Source organism: Flexivirga sp. (genome assembly GCF_035551235.1).
Classification (GTDB): Bacteria; Actinomycetota; Actinomycetes; order Actinomycetales; family Dermatophilaceae; genus Flexivirga.
Genome location: NZ_DASZNO010000030.1, coordinates 199,261 through 221,408, shown reverse-complemented (window position 1 = coordinate 221,408; position 22,148 = coordinate 199,261). Strand labels below are relative to the sequence as shown.

The window sequence follows — 22,148 nt, the reverse complement described above, 5'->3', positions numbered from 1 at the left end:
CGACCGCGTATCGGCCGTGTTCGTGCCGGTCGTGATCACGCTGTCGCTGCTGACCCTGGCCGGCTGGCTGCTGGCGGGGGCGTCCGCCGCCACCGCCTTCACCGCCGCCGTGGCGGTGCTGATCATCGCCTGCCCCTGCGCCCTGGGGCTGGCCACGCCCACCGCGCTGATGGTCGGCACCGGCCGCGGCGCCCAGCTCGGCATACTCATCAAGGGGCCGGAGGTGCTGGAGCAGACCCGCACGGTCGACACGATCGTGCTGGACAAGACCGGCACCGTCACGACCGGTGAGATGACGCTGGCCCGCACGCACGTCGCCGACGGCGAGGACACCGCCCAGGTGCTGCGTATGGCGGGCGCGCTGGAGGACGCCTCCGAGCACCCGATCGCGCGCGCCGTCGCGGATGCCGCCCGCGCGGCCGGCGAGCTCGGCGTGGTCGAGGACTTCACCAATGTCGAGGGCCTGGGTGTGCAGGGCATCGTCGACGGGCACGAGGTCCTCGTCGGCCGGCCGCAACTGCTCGCACAGTGGTCGCAGGAGGGTCTCGATACGCGGCTCGTTCCTCACCGCTACTCGACCAGCTTGGGTGCGCCGCTCGTTCCTCGCCGCTACTCGACCAGCTTGGGTGAGCTGCAGACCGCTTTCGACGAGGCGCAGGACCGCGGGCAGACCGCGGTCGCCGTCGGCTGGGACGGACAGGCTCGCGCGGTGCTGGTCGTGGCCGATCGGGTCAAGGACACCTCCGCCGACGCGATCTCCCGGCTGCGCGGGCTCGGGCTGCGGCCGATCCTGCTCACCGGCGACAACGAACGGGTGGCGCGGACCGTCGCCGGCCAGGTCGGCATCGACGCGGCCGACGTCTTCGCCGAGGTGCTGCCGGCCGACAAGGTCGACGTCGTCAAGCGGCTGCAGTCCGAGGGCCGGGTCGTCGCCATGGTGGGCGACGGCGTCAACGACGCCGCCGCGCTCGCGCAGGCCGACCTCGGCCTGGCCATGGGCACCGGCACCGACGTCGCGATCGAGGCCGGCGACATCACGCTCGTCCGCGGTGACCTGCGGGTCGCGGCCGACGCCATCCGCCTGTCGCGGCGCACCCTGGGCGTCATCCGGAGCAACCTGGTCTGGGCATTCGGCTACAACGTCATCGCGATCCCGATCGCGGCGGCCGGGCTGCTCAACCCGATGCTCGCGGGCGCGGCGATGGCCTTCTCCTCGGTGTCGGTCGTCATGAACAGCCTGCGGCTCAAGGGATTTCGCTCCTCGCTGACTGACTGACCGGGGTCTTGACCACTCGGCGATCACACGGGTTCTGCTCGCTCCCAGTCGAATTCGCGACGCAGCAGTCGACTCCACTTGTTCGCCGCGAGATGCGGGCGGAGCAGTGCGGTGCCGAGGGCGTATTTGCTCATGCTCAGCGGCCGGATCCCCCAGCTGGCGAGCACGTCGTCGACGCGGCCGCGGTCAGTGGTCTTGCTCTCCAGCAGCACCAGGTCCGGTCCGCTGACCTGACGTCCGTCCGCTCCCGACCACTGCAGGTCGACGTCGCAGGTGAGTCGTTCACCGGCGACCGGATCGACCAGGGTCGCCCGGCGATAGCGCGACTCCAGTGCGGGAACAAGGGGCTGCACCGCAAGGTCATACTGCTCGCGAATCACCTGGTGCACGAACGCTGTTGCGCGGTCGTCGAGCGCAGCACGCCATTCCGGCGGATGCGGGATCCGGTGCTTGACGGTCTCGCCCCGACCGGACTTGGTCTTCACCTCCACGAAGGAGGTGCCGCTGTCGACATACGTCCGCACCCGCACCTTGAAGCGCCGGCGCCTGCCCTGTCGGTGGGCCCGGAAGAGGTCCAGGTCGTCGGTGTCGAAGTAGACCGAGTCGTAGCGCATGACGCGCTCCCGGTCGATCTCCAGCGCCCGGAAGCGCGGGCCCATCTCGGCGGCCAGTCGGTGCAATTGACCTGCCGTGACGAGGTAGGTGCGGTCGACCCGACGCTGGAGCGCCGCCGTCGCGTCCACCTCGCGCAGGCTGATCGCGGAGCGGTCCCGCACGACGCCCGCCAGCACTCGGCCCGCCGTGGAGCGTTGTGTCGTCTCGGTCTTCGTCGACATCACCGTCACCGGACCTGCTCGACGGCGCGCTGCGGGAGGCGCAGCCCGGCGAGGTCGGCCACCGGCTGACGGGCGGCGACGCGGAACCGCACGTCGACGATGGTCAGGTCACGCACCAGGTCCAACTCGTTGACCGACAGGTGCAGCACCTCCGCACCGAGGGTCCGCTCCAGTGCCGCGCGCAGCTCCGGCTCCTGCGGGTAGGCACGATCCAGCGTGACCAGCTGGCGCCGGGTCCGGTGCGCGAACCGTGGGTGATCGGCGACAAAGAGAACGGCGACCAGTCCGGCCGAGATGGCCGGAGCGACCCAGATCGGGTCCGGGTGCAGGCCGTTGACCAGGCCCATCGCCAGCGAGACGAAGTAGTAGGCGACCTCCTCCTGGGTGATCGCGTCCGAGCGGAGCCGGATGATCGAGAGTATGCCGAAAAGGCCCATGCCCAAACCGATTCCGGCGCCACCGCCCGCCAGCATGCCGGCGACCGCCATGATCCCGACGTTGAGCGCGACGTACGAAAGCACCAGGTCCCGGCGGAAGTGCCGCCGGTAGTAGACACCGAAGGTCAGCACCGAGATCGCGATCAGGTCGGCGATTGCCGCCACGAGCAGGTTCATCAGAACTCCTAGGTCTTCACCCGCCGGCGCAGTTCGCCGACGTACACACGACTCTGGAGGGCGCGCATGAGCCGACCGGGAGACGACGATGAGAAGGTTCCAAGGTTCGCGACCGGGAGCTTCGGGCTCAATGCACGACGAACCGGTAGCCCATCCCGCGCACCGTTTCGATGCGGTCGGCGCCGAGCTTGCGGCGCAGGTAGCGGATGTAGACCTCCACCACGTTCGATCCCGGGTCGAAGTCGAGTCCCCAGATCCGCGAGAGGAGCTGCTCGCGCGACAGCACCTGGTCCGGGTGCCGGAAAAACGTTTCTGCCAGGGCGAATTCGCGTGCCGACAGGTCGATCGCCTTCGTTCCGTCCTCGACCCTGCGGGTGCGCAGGTTCAGGCTCATGCTCCCGACCTGCAGCACCGTCGCGTCGGGCGTGCGGTCGTCCCGCAGCCGCAGGTGCACCCGGGCCAGTAGTTCGTCGAACGCGAACGGCTTGACGACGTAATCGTCCGCTCCGCCGGCCAGCCCGGACACCCGGTCGTCGACGCTGTCCCGCGCGGTCAGGATGATCACCGGCAGGGTGGCTCCGCCCTCCCGCAGTTGCCGCAGCACGGTGAAGCCGTCGAGTCCCGGCAGGCCGATGTCCAGGATCATCAGGTCGTAGGAACCGGTCCGCGCCTCGTCGAGCGCGGTGTGCCCGTCGGCGACGACCGAGGTGACGAATCCCTTGCTGCGTAGGCCCTTTTCGACGAAGGAGGCGATGCGCTCCTCGTCCTCGACAATCAGGATGCGGCTCATGCGGGGTCCTCCGGTGGGGTGTCGTCGAGCGGGCTCACCCGACGAGCGGGTATGACGATGATGAACCGCGCGCCGGGGCCGGGCCGGTCCACGAGTGACGCCGTACCGCCGTGCGCGTGGGCGATCGAGGCGACGATCGACAGGCCGAGTCCGGCGCCGTCGACCCGCCGCGCTCCGGCGCCGCGGTGGAAGCGTTCGAAGATGTGCTCGGCGTCGGCGGGGTCGACTCCGGTACCGCTGTCGTCGACCCACAGGTGGACCCGGTCATCGACGTAGGAGGAGCCGATTGCGATGCGGTCGCCGTCGTCGGTATGACGAACAGCGTTGGAAACGAACTGGATCAGCGCCTGGGTGAGACGCTGCCCGTCGGCGAGGACAACACCCTCGGCGACCTCGTCGACGGCCCACTGCCGGTCGGCCATCACCCGCACCGTGGTGAGGACGTCGACGGTCAGGTCGGCCAGGTCCACCTCGCCGATGACCAGGAAGTCGGGACGTTCGGAGCGCGCCAGGTCGGCCAGGTCCTCCACGATCCGCCGCATCCGGTCCAGTTCGTCGAGCAACAGCGCCTTGGTCTCCTCCCGCTCGCCGGGGTCATCACCCATGAGTTCCAGGTGGCCGCGGACCACGGTGATCGGAGTGCGTAGCTCGTGGGTCGTGTCGTCGATGAAGCGCCGCTGGGCGACGAAGGAGGATTGCAGCCGGTCGAGCATGTGATTGAAGGTCCGGGACAGCCGCGCGACGTCGTCCCGGCCGCGGACTGGGATGCGCCGGCCGAGGTCGGTCTCGCTGATCCCTTCGGCGGTCTGCCGGATCCACCGCACCGGCTCCAGCACCCGGCCGGCCACCAGCCAGGAGCACAGTGCCGCGACGGCGAGTGCCGCGACGCCCACGATGGCGAAGATGCGCACCGTCGAGAAGAGCGGCTTGGCCTGCTCGTCGCGGAATTCGGCGATCACCAGCGCGCCACGGTGGGCATCCCCGTCGACCGTGACGGGGATGACGCCATACCGAACGCGACCGGCACTGGTGCCCCACCAGCCGGAGATCGGCTTCCGGGCGCCGGCGATCCGCGCGATGAAGGCGCGGTCGGTGTCCAGCCGGGCGGCGGGTGGGCCCGCGCTGCGGCGGTGCGGCTTGCCGTCCAGGGTGGTGAAGAGGGTTTCGCCGCGATCCGCGACCTTGACGGTGAGGTAGCGGGTCAGCAGGGAGTCGACCGTCGTCCGCGCCTGGCCGGTGGGCGACGCGGCGAACATGTGGAAACTGTCGACCTCGTGCTCGAGGGCCTGGGCGGCCAGCGTGTCGGCGCGCACCGACACGATCTGCGCGGTGACGAGGATGGAGCCGCCCAGCGCGACGCCGACGAGGAGCACCATCCAGCCGACGATGCGAGCTCGCGCGCTCAACCGCGCGCCCGACTAATCGTCCGCACCGTCGTCGTCCCCGTAGTCGTCGTAGTAGTCATCGTCGTCGTAGGGGTCGTCTTCGTCCCCCGCCGTCGGTGGCTGTTTGGTGATGCGCGGTGCGCCGGTGCGGTCCGGAGTCGTCGGTGGTGGCGTCGTCGAGGACGGTGCCAATGGTTTCGTCGAGCTGCTGGTGGACGATCGAGTGGCCGTCGACGTGCGCGGCATCGAGGAGCTGGAGACAGCGGGCGTGGTGTGCTGGATGTGCACCGGCTTGCCCATGTCCTCCTTGTCGGCCTTGACCGACAGGGCGACCGCGACGAAGACGATGAAGATCGCCACCACCGCACCGCCGAGCACCCAACGACTCAATCTCATGCACCCAGCGTCTCAGGGCCGGTCAAGGCCGGGATGAGTTGACGATGAGAGGTCTCTCATCTCGATCGCCACCCGGCCACGCGCTCCTCTCCTCTTGCCGCGATCTAGCCGGGCGTTCCTTCGAGCCCGTCGGCCGCGACACCGCTGGCGCCCGGGATCCGCATCTCGAAGGTGTCCTTGACGACGGTGTAGTCGTAATAGCCCATGCGGGCGATGGGCTGAATGCGGGAGATGTCGAGTTTGCCCTCGGGCGTCAGGAATTCGTCGTTGACATGGATGCGCTCGACGCTGGCGAAGACAATGTCGATGGTCCCGACCGACGAGTTGCCGACCAGGCGGTGCGTCGACTGGTATTTGCATTCGAAGTGGCAGGGGCTGTCGGCGACCATCGGAACCGGCGACAGGTCGGCTGCCGCGCGGCGAAGGTCGGCGCGCTCGAACTCGCTCTCATGCTCGGGCAGTGCCATCGCGCTGATGTTCACCGCGTCGCGCAGCTCCCAGGTCGCCATGTTCCACACGAACCAGCCGGTCTCCTCGGCATTGATGACAGTGTCCTTGCGCCGCCCGTCCGGGTACTGGTTCGCGGAGAACATCACCATCGGCGGATCGAAGGTGAGGTTCTGCCACTGGCTGTATGGCGCGAGGTTCTCCACCCCGTCGGTGCTGATGCTGGACAGCCAGCCGATCGGCCGCGGCACGGTGCACGCCTTGAACGGCGAGTAGGGAAGCGGGTTCCGCTCGGTTGCGGGGCTGTATTTCACGATGACTCCTGGATCTTTGAAACGTGTGTGTTCAGTGCGCGGATGCTGGCTCGGGTTCGGCAGGTGATTCCGGTGGCGCGGCGTGCTCCCGCCGAACGTCTGCCGACAGGACGTAGTACAGGCCGCCGGCGACGACCAGCCCGAGCACCCAGGCGACCTCGGCGCCACCGAGCCAGTCCGCAATCGGCCCGACATACAGGCTGCTGTTCATGAACGGGACCTGGATCGCCACGCCGATCGCGTAGGCGATGAACGCGCCCTTGTTGATCCGGCCGTAGCTGCCGTGCGGATCGAAAAGCTCCGCGATGCGGTACTGCTCGCGTCGTACCCAGTAGAAGTCGACGAGGTTGATCGCCGACCACGGCGTCATGAAGTAGAGGAGGAAGAGCAGGAAGTTGGTGAACGATGTGAGGAACGTGTCGGTCGCGGCGAGCGCGATGGCGAGGGCGGCCGCGGAGATCAGCGTGACGTAGATCGTGCGGTGCTTGGGCCGCACCACCTTCTGCCCGGTGAGGCTGGTGACGATCGTGACGACGGACATGTAGCCGCCATACGCGCTCAGCGTGTCGCCGGTGAGCTTGCCGCAGATGACGGCGAGCAGGACCAGCGCCCACAGTGCACCGCCGAGATCGCCGAGGTAGCCGATCTGGTCGCTCATGAAGGCTGCGCCGCCGATGGCCGCGGCGAGGGCGCCGAGCAACATCGCCAGGGACCCGCCGAGGACGCTGCCGAGGAAGGTCCACCCGATGGTGTGCGACTTGGGCGTGTCCGCCGGAAGGTAGCGCGAGTAGTCGGCGATGTAGGGGCCGAAGGTGAGCTGCCACGACGCAGCCAGCGAGATGCCCAGGATGAACGGCGCGAGCGCGAAGGCGTGGTGGCTGAACGCCGCGCTGGTGTGCGAGTCGAAGGCGATCCGGACGAAGAGGCCGATGAAGACCACACCGCTGAGCACGGCGGCGATGTGCGAGAAGCGGTGGATGTGCCGGTAACCGAAGATGGCCAGGACCGTCGAGATGATTGCGAAGACGATCGCGCCGAGGTGCCGGGAGATGTGGAACAGGTTGGCGAACGCCTGGCCGCCGAGCACCAGGCCGGTCGCGTAGAAGCCGAGGAAGATCATCAGGGCGAGGATCAGCGGCAGGATCGCGCCGAGATAGCCGAATTGCGCTCGGCTCTGGATCATCTGCGGCACACCGAGACTGGGGCCCTGCGCCGAGTGCAGCGAGGTGAAGAAGCCGCCGGCGATGTTGCCGATGATGATCGCCGGGATCGACCACAGCGCGGTGTTGCCGAGGACGACGAACAGCGCACCGGTGACCACCGCGGTGATGGACGTGTTCGCCGCGAACCAGACGAAGAAGAGACTCCTGGCCGATCCGTGTCGTTCGGCGGCCGGGACGAAATCGATCGATCGCTGTTCAAGGACTGCTGACTTGCTCATGGTGAACCTCGCAAACGGGGGACGAGCGGCGCGGGCCGCGGCCGAAGCATGTAGTGACCCATGTCACTCGCTGTTCGGTCGGTCCAGTATGCAACCGATATACTGGTTGCACAATGGGTAATCCGGATTCTTTTCGGTCGCCCGCCGACACGTGACTCCACTGCGCGGGTGGAGTCGGCTTACGATCGGCGACATACGGAGGTGACGCGTGACTGAAGGAAAGGCCGACCAGGCCTACCGGGCGATCGAGCGCATGATCGTCTTCCAGGAGGTGCCGCCCGGGTCGCTCGCATCGGAGTCACAACTGATGGAGCGCACCGGGTTCGGGCGCACCCCGGTCCGCGAGGCGCTGCAGCGACTCGCCCGAAATCGGATGGTCGAGATCCACCCCAACAAGGGTGTTCTCATCCCGTCGACATCGGTCGAGGCCGAGCTCCGGATGCTCGAGTTGCGACGCGTTCTCGACGGCCTCGCCGTTCGCCTCGCGTCCGAGCGGGCGACCACCGACGTCCGCGAGCGGATGACGGCGATGGTGGCGCTCCTCGACAAAGACGCCTTCACCCTCGAGGCGTATGCCGAAACCGTCAAGGACACCCACGACCTGATCGTCGAGGGTGCGGGCAACGACTACCTGGCAGACGCGATCGCGCCGTTGCAGGGTTTGTCCCGGCGGTTCTGGTTGACGCATGTCGTCGATCGCCCGGCGGAGATCGCGACCGGGTCCGGGCTGCACGCGCGAATTCTGCGGGCCATCCTCGAGCGGGACGCCGACGCGGCCGAGACCGCATCCCACGCGCTGAACGACTATCTCATCGACTTCTCCTACGCCACCCTGCGCGCCGCCCGCTGACGGTGTGCCGCTCGCGCCCGCACGAGCACGCCCGACGGGTACCCATCCACCACGGCTTTCGCGACGAACCACGCGTGTCCTGAGCACTTCGCTGCTCACCGATCGCGAGGAGTCGCCATGCTGGATCATGCGTTCGGGCCGTCGTTGGGTTCCCGCTTCCGGCCGCTGGTCGTGGTCGCTGCAGTGATCGCGGCGGCCGCTCATGTGCCGGTGATAGCGCCGCACCTGGACGAAGCGCCATACATGGGAGTGCTTTTCGTCGCTTTGACCACCGCCTGCCTGGCGCTCGCGGTGACGCTGGCGGTTCATGACGGCGAGCGGGTCTACGCGTTTTCCGTCCTGACCTGCGGCCTGGCGATCATCGGGTATGCCGCAACGCGCCTGGTCGCCTTCCCGATGCTGGCCGACGATGTCGGCAACTGGCTGGAACCGCTCGGGATCGTCTCTGTCCTCAGCGAATTCGTCGTGGTCGTGGGGGCTTGCCTCGCCATACGAGGGCGCGGACGGCATGCCGCACGGCCGGCCTGATCGTTGCTCCGAAATTCGTCAGCGATCCGACCCATCCGAATCCATCAGGGCCCCGAACCACCGAGTGACCGTGCTCACCAGCAGCACGTTCACCCGGTCGGCTTCATACGTTCGCCGGCCGCAATTCCTAAGGAACAGAGGAAGTCCCATGAAGAAGCAGGCTCTACTCCTTGCCCCCGCTGCGGCGGCGGTGTGTTTGGGCATGGCCGCAGCTCCGGCTGCACATGCGGCGGACAGCTCGACGTCCTACCAGGCAACCCTCAACTCCATCAACGGATCCGGCGCCTCGGGCACCTTCTGGCTCAAGCTGACCGGCAATCAGGCCGTCATCACCGAGAAGACCAACGGCCTGGCAGCCACCTTCATGGGCGCGCCCTACCCGCACGTCCAGCACATCCACGGCGGCGCGATGGGCATGTGCCCGGACATGTCGGCGGACAAGAACGGCGACGGCGTCATCAGCACGACCGAGGGCGCGCCGCACTACGGCAGCATCGTGACGACGTTGTCGAAGTCGGGCGACACCAGTCCGGCGTCGGGCACCAACATCAAGATCGCTCCCGGCGGCGCGAGCTACACGTATCAGCGCACCATCACGCTGGATTCGAAGACGATCGCGGACCTCAAGAACGGCACTGCGGTGATCGTCGTGCACGGTCTCGACCCGTCGAAGTTGTCGAAGAAGGCGCAGGCCGAGAAGAGCGACCTGGTCCCGTCGCTGCCGCTCGCGGCGACGTCTCCCACGCTCTGTGGCAAGGTCGTCAACTCGCAGATGTCCGGTATGCCGAGCGGCGGCGTGCAGACCGGTGGCGGCGGAACGTCAGGCCTGCAGAATGCCGGATTGTTCTATGCCGCAGGCATTCTCGCGCTGGGTGCCGGTGGCTCGCTGGCCGCTCGCCGCAAGTTCAGCAAGCAGCACTGAGGTCGCTGAACCATCGTGACTCCGACCCGCCGCAGCCGGCGCCGCACCCGCACGGTCATGTCCGTGGTGGCTGCGGTGCTGGCCGTGGCTGCTGCCGTGGTGCTGGTCGTCGCGGTGCGCGGCCAGCACCACGCACCGCAGCCTCCCGCGTCCGCCGCCCACCCTGCGGCCGAGGGCAACCTCGCCGCGCCGGCGCCCTCCTCCAATTCCCCTGAGCGGTCTGCTGATTCGTCACGCAAGACACCCGCACCCGCCAGGACGGTCGGTCCGATCCTCGACCGGTCCACACCGGTGTCGCTGAGCCTCCCGAAGATCGGCATCGAGGACGCGCCGCTGGCGAAGTTCGGCCTGAACAAGCACGACGAGATCGCCATACCGCCGTCGAAGGCGAACACCCCTGCGGGCTGGTTCACCGGATCGCCCACGCCCGGCCAGCTCGGGCCCTCGGTGATCGCCGGACACGTCGACTCCGACGCCGGTCCCTCGATCTTCTTCAAGCTCGGCCAGTTGCGTGCGGGTGACCGTGCCTCGGTCGCCCTCGCCGACCACAAAGTGGCGGTGTTCGAGGTCGACAGTGTCGAGCGCTTCAAGAAGTCGGAGTTCCCGACCCTGCGGGTCTACGGGAACCTCGATCATGCCGGGTTGCGGTTGATCACCTGCGGTGGCGCCTACGACACGTCGATCCACCACTACGTCGACAACATCGTCGTCTACGCCCACCTCGTCTCCAGCCATCCCGCCTGATCACGGAGTCATCCATGTCCACAGGAAAGACCACCGGTCGCCTCACCGTGCTCGTGGCCGCGGCGTCCCTGCTCACCGCGTGCGGCTCGGCCGGCACTGCTGCACAGGCCGGGCACCCGGGCTCGCCCACCAGCACTGGGCAGTCGTCCGCCGCCGCGAACCCAAAGCATTCACAACAGAGTTCGGCCGCCCATGGTCCGGCGAACGTCGACGTCGCCGATGCGCCGGACACCGCGACGATGGTCTGCTCCGACGAGTTGCGTGACAGCATCGCCAGGCTGCTGCGTGTCTCCTCGGTGCCGCGTGGGCACGCGACCTGGGACGGCACGGTCTACACCTGCCGTTACAACCTGACCGCCGGGCCCCTCGTGCTGGTCGTGCACCAGTCAGGGAGCAAGGCGGCCGCCGAGCGTCAGTTGAAGGCGCGCGAGAAGGCCCTGGGTGGGCGGGCCATCACCGGCCTGCAGTCCCTGGGCCTACCGGCGTTCCAGGACCGAGCCGGCACCGTGGGGTTCGCGAAGGACGACTTCACGTTGCTGGTCGACGCCAGCAAGCTCTCCGGCACCCTCGGCAGCCCCGACACCAGCCAGACGGACTTCGCCTACACCGTGGCCACCGATGTGCTGGCGTGTTGGAGTCACGACTGACGTCATTCGGACTGCGTCCGGCCGATATCCGGGCCGGACCGCCGTGTCCCTGTCAGGGCGTCCGCGCGGTCCGTATGACGAGCGGGAAGAACGCGATCAGCGCGACGAGCTGGGTCACGGTGGTGAAGACGACGATGGCGGTGACCGACACGTCATACAGGGCACCGATCGCGGCGGACCCGGCGAGCCACGCGACGCCATACACCGCGGCGAAGATGCCGTAGCCGGAGCCGCGGCGGGCCGGCGGGACGAGGTCGGCGACGGCGGCCTTCATCGTCGACTCGTGCACGCCCATCGCCGCTCCCCACACGAGCGCGCCGATCCAGACGAGCACGGCGTTCGTCGAGAAGGACAGCACCGGCACCACGGCAGCCAGCACCGGGAGGACGACCAGACCGCGTAGGCCCACCCGGTCGTAGAGCCAGCCGGAGGCGAGGGCGGCCACCGCGTCGACGCCCATCGCGACGGCATAGATGATCGGGATCTGGTAGGTGGGCACGACGTGCCGGACCTGCAGGTGGAACGCGAGCACCGCGAAGGTGGCGTAGCCGAGCATGGTCAGTGCGGTGAAGCCGCTGTAACCCCAGAACCGAGTGGATAGCGGTGGTGCTTCTCGTTGCGCCGCAACGGTTTTCGTGCGCTCACCCTGCTCGTAGGCCTCGGGGTGCGGCGCACGCCGACGGAGTATGGCGAGCACGACCAGGCTCGCCGCGGCGGGGACCGCGAGCACGGCGAAGCCGAGACGGTAGCCCGACAGCGCGATCATCGCGGCGACGACCAGAGGTCCGACGACGGCTCCGGCCTGGTCGAGCGCCTCCTGGATCGCGAATGCCCGGCCGCGCCCGATCCCGCTGCTCGCGGCGGCCATCATGGTGCCCTTGGCTGGACTCCTGACCGCCTTGCCGAAGCGTTCGCCGATGACCAGGATCACCACCTGCCAGAGCACCTGGCCGACGGCGAGCAGCGGCACGGCGACCATGGTGATCGCGTAGCCGGTGATGGTGATCGGCCACGGCCGACGGGTGCGGTCGGTCAGCGGTCCCGACACGAGACGGAACAGCAGCGCGACGGCCTCCCCCGCACCGGTGACCAGGCCGACGACGGCGGCGCTGGCGCCGAAGGTCGCGAGGTAGGGCCCGACGACCGACCTGGCACCCTCGTAGACGAAGTCCCCCAGGCCGGCCACGATGCCGAAGCCCAGCACGAAGCGCATCGGCGTCAGCCGGTTCGGGCCGGTGGTGGACGTCTCGTGAGCCGCGGATGTCACCCGTCCAGTGTTGACCGCCAACCTGGACCGGCGGTGTGTTGCCGGCGGCTCCGGCTCATCGCACCAGGTGCCGGGCGAAGAATCGCGTGTCGACGCGTTCCACGGGAACGGTGAAGTGACTGCCCGGGAAGGCGTGCAGCGTCTTGTCCTGCGAGGCGAACTCCTCGAAGAGCGCCAGGCCGGACTCGCGACTGATCTCGGGGTCGTCCAGCGGCAGCAGGAACTCGATCGGGATGGTCACGTTCCGGGCGGCTCGAGTGAGTGCGTCATACACGAAAACACCGCCGAAAATGGCAGCGGTGATGCGGGATTCGGCAACGACGAGCGGGATGCCGATCGCACTGGCGAGCGTCATACCGGAGTAACCGACCGGTGCATCGGCGCCGAGCTCGGGCAGCTGCAGAAGGGCGTCGAGTGTCTCCTGCCATTCCGGGACGGCGCGTTCGGCGAGCGAGCTGTTGTATGCCGCGATGGTCGCCGCCATCGAGTGACCCGCCGCGCGCTCGGCGAGCATGTCGTCGATCCAGTACTGGTCCTCGGCCGACCGCGAACGGTCACCGTGGCCGGGTGCATCGATGGCCGCGACCGCGTGTCCATCCCGCAACACCGCATCCCGTGCCCGGCCGACCAGCCCCGGCGACCGCTTGTGCAGGCCGCCGCCATGGCCCATCAGCACCAGCGGGGTGCCGGGCGACGCGTCGGCAGGTGACCAGAGCACACCGGAGACGTCACCGATCCGGAAGTCGCGCTCGACCACGCCGTTGGAGGTGTGCTGTGCAGTGAACAGCGAGTTGTTCATGCGCCCCACCCCCTGCCGTCGTGTCGCGAACCCTCGGAACGTAGCACCGGCACCGGTGCGGGTCATCCGATTTTCGACAACGCGCCGCTGGATGTGCCGTGGAGCGTCGACCTCATGAAACGTGCAGACACCGAGCGAGTTCGATGGGCGGCTGCTTGCGGAATGGCGCCACCAACTCGGCACCCGGCTCGCCGACCTCGACAAGCTCAGCGACGCCGACCGCGCCGCCCTCTTCCACATCTTCGACGGCCTACGCCAACACCCGCGTCCGAGCAGCACTCGACATCGCCGGCTGAGTTCAGGCTTTAGTCGCGCCACCACGCGATGTCAGGATTGAACTCCGCGGCAATGCCCGCGAACACGAGGTCGTCCATCTCCAGATAGCCGCTGGGGTCGACGAAGAAGACTCCCCTTTCGAACGCGGCGCCGAGCGTCGCCGACAAGGCCTGCAGCGAATCGAACTCGATCGGATGCTCGGACTCCTCTATCCGGAAGTGGCGTACGGCGCCTTCTGCCGGCCCGCTGAGATCTAGAACGTAGAAGTCGCCGCCCCCATTGGCGAACAGTGGCAGCCAGCCGACCGGCCACCGGGCGTCGGCCGCGAACGCACGGTAGTTAGCAAGCGCGTCCTCAAGGGACAGCAGGTAGAAGCCCGGGAAGAAGTGAATGTCATCGACAGCCGCGATGCCAGCCGTCGAAGTGCCGTTCTTCCAGCCGTACAACGCCTCCAGCTCCGGCGATGCCAGCAGACCAACTGCTGCGAGGGAGGTCCGCACAGCCCCGGCCGGAAGACCTTCTTGGAGTGACTCTAGGAGGACTCGTCGGTCGAGGCGCTGCAGCGCCTTCTCGATCGTCACGAGCGAAGAGAGGAGATCAGACATCACGGTCCAAACATGACATCGAAGGGATCGCCTGGTCCAATCCCGGATTTCTGGAAGAACGAGCTCAACACGCCGCCCTGATATCTCTGCTCGCCAACGGGCACCGGGTTGACGAACGATCCACAGCCGCCCTGCACCGAGCAGGCGAACGGGTACTCGTCGAGCGACTGCCCAGCGGGCGCCGGAGACTGGCCACGCAAGGCAGCTCGCCGGTTTGCATCCCGCGCAGCGCCAGTCACACGGTTCAGGCGCGTCGGAGCACCGTTCTCCACGGCTGTATCGAACGTCTTCGCGATGCCCGGCGCCCGGCTCCGGCTGAACACGACCGTCGGTACGTCTTCTGCGGCGCTCCGGCTTCTGCGGCAACACCAGTAGCCACCACCATCACGACCCGCGGAAGGCCATTCCCTAGCCACTGACCAGCAGCGACGCGTCCGGTCAGCCCGACACGTGTGGTAGCTGTTTGGGTGATGGCCCCGACACAGTTTTCAGCGGTAAGGGTCGTGGCGGCGGACGCCGCCCCAGCACCCAACACCGTGACCAGGACGGTCACAACGCGGCTAGGAAGACCAGCACCCAACGCGTGCCGTGACGCTGTCGGATGCCGGTAGCCATAAGCCCCAGTGTTCCAGCAACCAGTGACCGACCAGGTCAGCGGCGCGTGCGCGTCCTGCAGTCGCGTTCGTGTTCACCGAGAACGCGTCGACGACGAAGAACTAGGACGAGTAGCTGGGCCTACCGGAGAACTGACTGCTCGGTTTGGTCTTCGAACATGGCTGGGACAGTCTGATGACGACCCGCTCACCTGGCATCGGCCCCACCGAACGGCACCGGGGCCGCACCCGCCCTCACCCAGTGACGAGCTGCGCTCTCGACGTGTTCACGCTCTCCAGCGAGTACGAGATGGAACGGGACCGCAGGGCGATCCCACCACTCGCCGAGCTCGACCGGCCGAGCCCACTCCTCGGCAGCTGACGTCAACGATCGAACCAGCCAGCCGAGCGCTGCAATATCCTCGTCGCCAAGAACCTGGTCTGGCTCCGTGACCGTCACGACGTACCCCTCTCCTGCAGGCAAGGTCTCCAGCTCAGCAATACATTCGTTGAACGCGTCTTCGTTCTCGCCGAAGTAGAGCGGGAACTGCAGCGCCGCAGCGAACTCATCGAGCAGGCCCTCGACTGTCCGCATCTTGCGGCCGCGGACAACCCGAGCGGTCAGACCCGCCTCGATCCAGCCGGTCACGGCGACCCCGATCGACTGGGCATCGCCCTCGAGTAGCAGAGGCCTGAGTCCGGACTCAACCTTCATCAGCACCAAGTCATCCGTCATTGCGTCGGCCCCCGGAACATCAGGAAGGTGTCGTAATGATCACCAGTCCAGTATGCCGAGCCGTCGTCGCCCGTCACGATGCGCTCAGCCCCACGGTTCACGCCCTTCACGTACGGGTTCACATCCCACTCACGGTAGGCGACACCCGGAGACTCAGGCAGTCGACCTTGCGTGTTCCCGAAGGCTCTGCCGCCCTTGTAACCAGGCAGCGGCGAACCCTTCGCATCAACGCGATCCAGGACGCTCCAAGCCTTCTCCAAACCAGGGCCAAACGCAACCTTCGATCCTGCGTCTTCTGCGGCTCTCGTTGCGACCCGTGCTGCTCTGAATGCGCTGAATGCTTCGCCAGCACCCTCCAGCGGCATGAGCGGGTAGCTCGCGGCCATGAACCAGAATTCGGTTTCAGTGAAGTTCGCGCGGATTCCGTCTCTGATCGCGCGTTGCTGGTCACGGCACATGCCGTTGGCCTGCGCCCAGCCACCACAGTTACCTACTACGACACCACCAGTTGGCCTGGTCGCAGAGACCTTCTGCTGGTACGACTTGGGTTTCGCGTACATCCCGCCCGCGTGCTGGGCCGGCACACCCCATCGGGCGCGTGGGTCAACGTAGTGCCGTGGCGCCCGGTACGCGTAGTGCCGTGGTGCCCGGTACGCCGAGCCGCCTTGGCCCCACCAGGCCCCGGGTGCGTAGTTCGGCGGCGCCTTCCGCACGGTCGACCTCGGTGCCGGCTTGCGCCGACCACCACTGTGGTGTCCGCCGCCACCGCGGGGTGTCAGTACCGGCCCGCCGCCCTTGGGGAACATCGCCCCGGTCGGGTCCGCATTGGAGACGGGGTTGGCGCCGCCGTAGGCGTACCCGTTCCACTGCATCGGGTTCGATGCGTCCAGCAGCGGGTCGACGGATAGGAACGCACCGGTGGTGGGGTCGTATTTGCGCACCCCGGTGTCCACGATCCCGGTGTCGTTGCTGCTGGTCTGGTTCAAGAACCCGCGCCCATCAGCAACCTGACCGGCCGCCAACAGAGTCCCGTCACCGCCGGCGAGCAGGTTGTTGCCGTACGGGTCCAGGTACAACCGGCTGACCTGCTTGCCTGCTGCCGCGGTCGGGTTCCACTTCGCGATCAACGAGTCCTGGGTATTCAGCGACTCAAACACCGGCGCGGCACCATTACTGCGATACGCGACCTGCCGGCCCGCCATCGAGTAGTACCGGATGACTTTCGACACCGCCGCACTGGTCCCGGTCCCGGTCACCGTGACGTCCTCACCGCCCAGGTACAAAGTGGTCGCACCGTTGGCGTCGGTCTTGAGCAGCTCATTGCCGTCGGCGTCGTTCACATAGGTCGTGGTGCCCTTGCCGGTCTTGATCGACGTGGTGAACCCTTGGTCGTCGTAGGTGATCGTCTGATCACCGGACGGGGTATGCCGGGCTGTCACATTCCCGGCCGCATCCAGGGTTTGCGATCGGGTCGAGGGGTTCGGACCGGTGGTGGTGGCCGAGGTCATCGCGTTCGGATGATCGGCGTCCCCGTAGCTGTAGGTGGTGGTGTTCGACGCAGTCTTCGGCGACAACGGGTTCGCACCACTGAGCGGGGTTGCCGTGGACGGCAGTTTGTGGGCCACCTGACTGGTGCGGTTGCCCGCGGCGTCGAAGGTCCATGACTGCCAATACGGTTGCGGGCCACCAACTTTCGCGCCCGCGTTCGATGCCGGGTCGGTCGCGCACGCATCAGTGGCGGTCCACGCCTGGGTGAGCTGATCCAGCCCGTCATAGCTGTAACAGGTGGTCTCGGTCGGAGACCCGGCAGCGCCTTGGGTGTTGACCGTTTTGGTCAGGTTCCCGGCCTTGTCGTAGGTGTTGTCGACATCGTCCTGGATCGCGAGCCCGATCGACAGGGTCCGCCCGCGCACGGCGCGGGTTTGCCCGTCCAGGTCGTCCAGCAGGTACGCGGTCGGTGAATCGTTGAGCTGGAACCGCACCGGGGTGCCGTCGCGGTCGTACTGCATCCCGGCCACGTACGTCTTGGTGCCTTTGAGCGTGTTCGAGTTGCCTTGCGCGTCGTAGGTGTAGGTCAACGTTTCCGCGGCCTGGGTGCCGGCCGCGGGCAGTGTGGTCGTCTTCAGCAACCCGGTGCTGGTGTAGGTGTTGCTGGAGGTGTAGGAGGCGGCGAACCCGGTCTTGGTGAACGAGACCTTCGTCCCCTTCGGCCGGCCCGCACTGTCGTATCCGGTCGCCGCGGTCGTGTATGCGGCACCGCCGACATACCGGGTAGAGGCTGTCGGCTGGCCCTTCTGGAGTGAGTCGTAGGTGAACCCGGTCAGCTTCGTGCCCGAGGTCGATCCTGCGTACTGCGCGGTCTGGCGACCCAGCAGGTCATAGGTGGTCGCGATCGTCTTGCCGCGTGCGTCGGTGGAGGTCAGCTGCTCGCCGAGGTCGTTGAACGTCGCAGTCGAGGTGCCCGATTCCGGATCGACCTGCTTGGTCGCGTTCCCGGCCAGGTCGAAGGTGGTGGACCAGGACTGTTCCTTCGCGGTCCCGACAGCGGTGGCCATCGCGGTCTGCCGGCCGGCGGCGTCGAACCCGTAGGTGGTCTTCACCGCGGTGCCACCGGAGTAGGTGTTCCCGGTGATGGTGGGCCGGGTCGACCAGCGGTCGGTTTCGATCGTGTTGCCACGCGCATCGCTGATTTGCGTGGTCGCTACCCCACCCGTTGGCGGGAGTGTGGTGACCCGGTCGCCGCCGTACACGGACGTGGTGCTCGAGGTCAGTGTGTCGCCGTTGTACAACGTGGTCTTGGTCGGTCGGCCGGCCAGGTCGTAGTTGGTGGTGGTGCGGTTGTTGATGTTGCCGTACCCGGTGGGCATGAACACCGTCGTCGACGGCGCGGATCCGATGTAGTAGTGGTTGTTCGCGCTCGTGGCCCAGCCGTGGGCGTCGAACCCGGTATCGGAGACCATCGCTCCGCCACCGGCGGCCGCGGTCTGGGTTTGCTGGATCTCCCCGTAGGAGTCGAAGATCTGCACGCTCTTGACGGTCGAGGTTGTCCCGGTGCCGGGGTCGACCAGCGTGTTCGTGGTGATCGCCGAGGGCGACGTGGTGGACACCTTGTAGGCGAAGGTGGTGGTCGCCGGAGTGCTGCCCTGGGTCTGACCCGGCTCCCACACTCCGGTGATCCGGCCCAACGCGTCATAGGTCGCGGTGGTCGCATGCCCGGCCACGTCGACGGCCTTGGTCACTGTCCCGTGCGCCGGGTCCGTGGTCTGTGTCGTGGTCTGCCCCAACGGGTTCGTGACCGTGACGCCGGTGACCGGCCCACCGGTCGCGGGCGTGTACGCGGTCGTGGTGGTGCGACCGGTCGTGTCCGTCGCCGACGCGTGGACCGTGCTGGCCGTCACCCGGCCGGCGGCATCGTACGTCGAGGTCGCCGTGGAGAACGTCGTCGCGGACTTGGTCGCCGAATCGGTGCGGGTCACGTCCCCCGCGCCGGTGACGGTGCCAAGCGTGCCGGACCCGTCGTAGTAGTTGCGGTCCACCGACAGCACCGACGTTTGCGGTGTCGTGCCGCTGGGGCAGGCCTGCCCGGAACTGATGATCTCCGACGGCGCACTGATTCCGCTGCTGGTGTCGGTGGCGTACGCGGTCGTGGTGCACAATGCCGGCACGTCGCTGCCGGTCTCACTGTCGGAGGTGACCAGCCCCAGGTCGTTGTACGTGTAATCGTGCTGCAACCACAGGTCATCACCGCTCGCGCGGGCGGTGATCTCCTTGGTTTGTTTGTCACCGGTGACGGTCGCGGTCAGGTCCGCTATACCGGAGCGTGCCCGGGTCGCGGTGGTGGTCACGATCTGCGGCACGGTGATCTGGCTGGACACACGGGTCGTGCCGTTGAAGACCTGCTCCTCCAGCGTGGTGCCACTGAACGCGTCGGAGTCGGTGTGCTGCACGCCCGCGGAATCAGTGACGTGCACCGACTGCGTCCCGGTCGGCTGCTTGTTGCCATCCATGCCCCGGAAGAAGCTGTCCTTGGTCAGCGTCCACCCGTCACTGTCGCCGGAGCGGGTCTCCACGGCGGCATAACCGCGCCACTGCCCGTAGGTGCGGTTGGCCGGCTTGACGGTCTCATCATTGTCGTAGTGCCAGGCGCCGCCCCCGGTGTACGTGTACGTGGTGGTGCGGTTCGGCATCGGCTCCGACGTGGCACTGGTGGTCACCTGAGTCGCCACATACGTGTGGAAGTAGTCGGTGATCGGGGCGCTGTACCCCAGCGGGGTCCACTTGACCGGGAAACACTCGGTGGTGTTCAGCGCCAGGTTCGCCGGCAGCGTCGACGCGGTGCATTGCGCCGGCGCCCGGCCGGACTGGCCCGGATCGGTGTTGTAGGAGACCGAGATACTCTCCCCGGTCTCGGTACCGATGTACGTCATCCGTTTGCGCATCATCTGCGGCTGGGAGTTCAGGTCTTCGATCCGGTTGTTGTACTCGTCGTACCCGAACGTCACCGCCGGCAGCGCGGTCGACCCGCCGGCCTTGCCGGTGCGCACGATGGAGTCCAGCGACATCTGCGCGTCACCGGTCGTCGCGAACGACTGCGTCAGGGTGTAGGTGTCGGCGGTCGCATACGAGGACCCGGACCGGTACTGGGTATCGACACTGGTCAGCCGCTTCTGGGTCCAGAACGTCGGAGCGTGCACGTTGCACGTACCGCTTGAGGCACACACCTGATCCTGCGGGGTGTCCGGCCAGTTCAACGCGTTCGCGGCGGTGAAGTCGGCTGCCGCGCAGGTGAACGTCGAGGAGGGAATGCAGCGTTCGCCCGAGTGGAAGACCACCTGGTCGGCCGCCGGGGTCCCATAGACACTCCCGCCGGCCAGCCTCTGCCCGTACTGGATCGTCGCCGGGTAACTCGCCCGGGTGTACTTCACCGGGGCGGTGCCCTTGTTCGCGCCGTAGTAGTTGGATTCCTTGGTGTAGGTGTAGGTCGTGACGTTGTCGTGGGTGTCCTGCACCATGTCCAGGTTCCATTGCCACGCCTGGTCACAGCGTGAATCGGCGAACCCGGTGGACTTGTAGCACGGGTCGCCGTCCTTCGCGCCGTACACCGGGACCGTGTTGACCGAGTTCGTGGCGTTGCTGCTGTCGCCGCCGGGCAGCACGTTGCGGCCGAAGAAGTACTTGACACCGTCGGTGTCGGTGACGACCCAGTACTCGCCGTCCTGGGCGCCGTTCGACGCACCCGTCAGGTGCTGCACCTTGGACCCGTCATCGTCTTGCAACCGGTACGTGCCGGTCGTGTCGTCCCGCACGATCGCATTGGACCGGCCCCCCAGGCTCAGCGTCAGGATCTGGCCCGCCCAGCACAAGTCCGAGGTCTTGCTCGCCGTCGGCAACGACGTGTCATCCGAACACGTCCGGTAGGTGCGCTGCACCGACCCCGGCGAGTAACCCCATCCCTCCCCCACCCAGGACGACTGGTCGTTCTGGCCGGCGATCTGACCGTCCACCAAGCTCGAGTCGTACCCGAAGGTCACGTCCGGGGCGACGTCGTCACCGATCCCGGCGTGCGGCAGCACCAGCGGATACGACCAGTTGAACTGCCCCGTCCCGTCCCCGGCCGACCACGACCCCGACGGTTTCAGCGGCGTCGCGGTGAAGTCACCGTTCGACCCCGACGACCCGGCAACCGCGGCCAGCACGACGGCCGGGGCCGCGCCCGCTGCCAGGCCCGGATCCGCAGACTTTGCCGACGCCTTGCTCACGGAGACCTTGGGAGTTGCAGCAGCAGGATCGACTGTGGTGGTCACCGTGTGCGCGCCCGAGTGATGGGACACCAGCGGTGTCTGAACCTGACACGCCGGCTTGTCCGGGGTCGTCAGCGCACACGCCGGCAACCGCACCCACCGCAACCGCTGCCCCAACTGTGCCTGCGCCGACTTCAAGAACCCGTAATCCATCCCGACCGTCACCCGCGAACCGCGCGCCGTCTTGCCCTCCGGCCAGACCGTCGACGGTGACCCCGCCGCGGTGCTCTGCGCTGCGGTGCTCTGGGGCGTCACCCGCACCACGACGCCGTGGACTCCCGCGGCCCGAGCCGTGTCCTGGCCCAGCACCTCGACGCCCAGCTGCAGTCCGCTCGCACCGGACTTGTTCGCCAACGTCACCGGCATGCTCGCGGCCGAAACATGCCCAGTACCAGGCACTTTCATCACTGCACGCCCGTGTTTCGGCCACGCGACCGGCCGTGCCGGAGTCGGTTTTCCCACGGCTTTCGCCCCCGAGGTGCCACCCCACCGGGTGCCGGCGACCGCCTTCAGCAACTTCGCCTGCGGCCCCAATGACCCCGCCGCGTCCGCCGCGGGCGACGACGGCAACCCCACAGTCGCCGCACCGAAACCCAACAGCACACCCGCCACCACAGTTGACGTCGCCCGCTTTGATCGCATGACCCCACCGCTCCCCAACAGCCCAAAGACGCCCCGCACAACACGGGGCGCTCACAACGATCTCCGCACGGGCTCGGGCCGACTGCAGGACGTTCACAGCCGATTCAAAATCACGTGTAGGACCGAGCGGCATCAAACGCCTGTCAAGTACCCGGCGAACAGCCCACAAAAGGGTTTGTTATCTAACCGTTATAAAAACACAGGGAAATCTCAGTTGTTGCCGGTTCTTTTCACAAAAG

Annotated in this window: 19 protein-coding genes; 6 read left to right on the top strand and 13 right to left on the bottom strand. The window is 67.4% G+C overall.

Translation table 11 applies throughout. The annotated features are described in order from the left end of the window. Positions 1-1,276 (top strand): heavy metal translocating P-type ATPase (locus tag VG502_RS11180; RefSeq protein WP_325550125.1); only part of this gene is annotated, 1,276 nt, incomplete at its 5' end. A gap of 23 nt (positions 1,277-1,299) precedes the next feature. On the opposite strand, the gene VG502_RS11175 is transcribed toward VG502_RS11180, so the two are convergent. The 7 genes from VG502_RS11175 to VG502_RS11145 form a co-directional block, all read right to left on the bottom strand. After that, positions 1,300-2,112 carry a polyphosphate polymerase domain-containing protein gene (locus VG502_RS11175; RefSeq protein WP_325550124.1) on the bottom strand — a complete coding sequence of 271 codons (813 nt, stop codon included), beginning with the start codon at positions 2,110-2,112 and terminating at the stop codon, positions 1,300-1,302. Between the two features lie 5 nt (positions 2,113-2,117). Continuing rightward, entirely contained in the window at positions 2,118-2,726 is a 609-nt protein-coding gene (locus VG502_RS11170) for a DUF4956 domain-containing protein (RefSeq protein ID WP_325550123.1), read from the bottom strand. 127 nt (positions 2,727-2,853) lie between these two features. Further along, a complete protein-coding gene (locus tag VG502_RS11165; RefSeq protein ID WP_325550122.1) occupies positions 2,854-3,516 on the bottom strand; it encodes a response regulator transcription factor in 663 nt (220 codons plus the stop codon). After that, positions 3,513-4,892: a sensor histidine kinase gene (locus VG502_RS11160; RefSeq protein WP_325550121.1), complete on the bottom strand. Its 1,380-nt coding sequence runs from the start codon at positions 4,890-4,892 to the stop codon at positions 3,513-3,515. The genes VG502_RS11165 and VG502_RS11160 overlap by 4 nt, the downstream gene beginning before the upstream one ends. Positions 4,893-4,934: 42 nt before the next feature. After that, a complete protein-coding gene (locus VG502_RS11155) occupies positions 4,935-5,297 on the bottom strand; it encodes a hypothetical protein (RefSeq protein ID WP_325550120.1) in 363 nt (120 codons plus the stop codon). A 104-nt stretch (positions 5,298-5,401) separates the two neighbouring features. Further along, positions 5,402-6,058, bottom strand: a complete 657-nt coding sequence (locus VG502_RS11150; RefSeq protein ID WP_325550119.1) for a flavin reductase family protein — start codon at positions 6,056-6,058, stop codon at positions 5,402-5,404. Positions 6,059-6,089: 31 nt separating this feature from the next. Continuing rightward, positions 6,090-7,499, bottom strand: coding sequence for a purine-cytosine permease family protein (locus VG502_RS11145; RefSeq protein WP_325550118.1), 1,410 nt, complete (start codon positions 7,497-7,499; stop codon positions 6,090-6,092). Positions 7,500-7,707: 208 nt separating this feature from the next. On the opposite strand from VG502_RS11145, the gene VG502_RS11140 reads away from it, so the two are divergent. From VG502_RS11140 to VG502_RS11120, 5 genes are all read left to right on the top strand, one after another. Then, complete coding sequence (locus VG502_RS11140; protein ID WP_325550117.1) at positions 7,708-8,349, top strand: GntR family transcriptional regulator; 642 nt, start codon at positions 7,708-7,710, stop codon at positions 8,347-8,349. Positions 8,350-8,466: 117 nt separating this feature from the next. Continuing rightward, a complete protein-coding gene (locus VG502_RS11135; RefSeq protein ID WP_325550116.1) occupies positions 8,467-8,877 on the top strand; it encodes a hypothetical protein in 411 nt (136 codons plus the stop codon). Between the two features lie 148 nt (positions 8,878-9,025). Then, the gene (locus VG502_RS11130) at positions 9,026-9,799 is read left to right on the top strand and encodes a hypothetical protein (RefSeq protein ID WP_325550115.1); all 774 of its coding nucleotides are present in this window, start codon (positions 9,026-9,028) and stop codon (positions 9,797-9,799) included. 15 nt (positions 9,800-9,814) lie between these two features. Further along, positions 9,815-10,543 carry a class F sortase gene (locus VG502_RS11125; protein ID WP_325550114.1) on the top strand — a complete coding sequence of 243 codons (729 nt, stop codon included), beginning with the start codon at positions 9,815-9,817 and terminating at the stop codon, positions 10,541-10,543. 14 nt (positions 10,544-10,557) lie between these two features. Continuing rightward, on the top strand, positions 10,558-11,190 hold the full coding sequence (locus VG502_RS11120; protein ID WP_325550113.1) for a hypothetical protein: 633 nt from the start codon (positions 10,558-10,560) through the stop codon (positions 11,188-11,190). 52 nt (positions 11,191-11,242) lie between these two features. On the opposite strand, the gene VG502_RS11115 is transcribed toward VG502_RS11120, so the two are convergent. The 6 genes from VG502_RS11115 to VG502_RS11095 form a co-directional block, all read right to left on the bottom strand. Continuing rightward, complete coding sequence (locus tag VG502_RS11115) at positions 11,243-12,457, bottom strand: MFS transporter (protein ID WP_325550112.1); 1,215 nt, start codon at positions 12,455-12,457, stop codon at positions 11,243-11,245. A gap of 55 nt (positions 12,458-12,512) precedes the next feature. Beyond that, a complete protein-coding gene (locus tag VG502_RS11110; protein ID WP_325550111.1) occupies positions 12,513-13,256 on the bottom strand; it encodes an alpha/beta hydrolase in 744 nt (247 codons plus the stop codon). Between the two features lie 305 nt (positions 13,257-13,561). Continuing rightward, positions 13,562-14,137, bottom strand: coding sequence for an SMI1/KNR4 family protein (locus VG502_RS11105; protein WP_325550134.1), 576 nt, complete (start codon positions 14,135-14,137; stop codon positions 13,562-13,564). Then, positions 14,137-14,409: a NucA/NucB deoxyribonuclease domain-containing protein gene (locus VG502_RS21855; RefSeq protein ID WP_422653656.1), complete on the bottom strand. Its 273-nt coding sequence runs from the start codon at positions 14,407-14,409 to the stop codon at positions 14,137-14,139. The genes VG502_RS11105 and VG502_RS21855 overlap by 1 nt, the downstream gene beginning before the upstream one ends. A gap of 529 nt (positions 14,410-14,938) precedes the next feature. After that, the gene (locus VG502_RS11100; protein WP_325550133.1) at positions 14,939-15,445 is read right to left on the bottom strand and encodes a barstar family protein; all 507 of its coding nucleotides are present in this window, start codon (positions 15,443-15,445) and stop codon (positions 14,939-14,941) included. A gap of 17 nt (positions 15,446-15,462) precedes the next feature. After that, positions 15,463-21,633 (bottom strand): RHS repeat-associated core domain-containing protein, encoded by a 6,171-nt coding sequence (locus tag VG502_RS11095; RefSeq protein WP_325550110.1) that lies wholly within the window; start codon positions 21,631-21,633, stop codon positions 15,463-15,465. Positions 21,634-22,148: the final 515 nt, after the last annotated feature.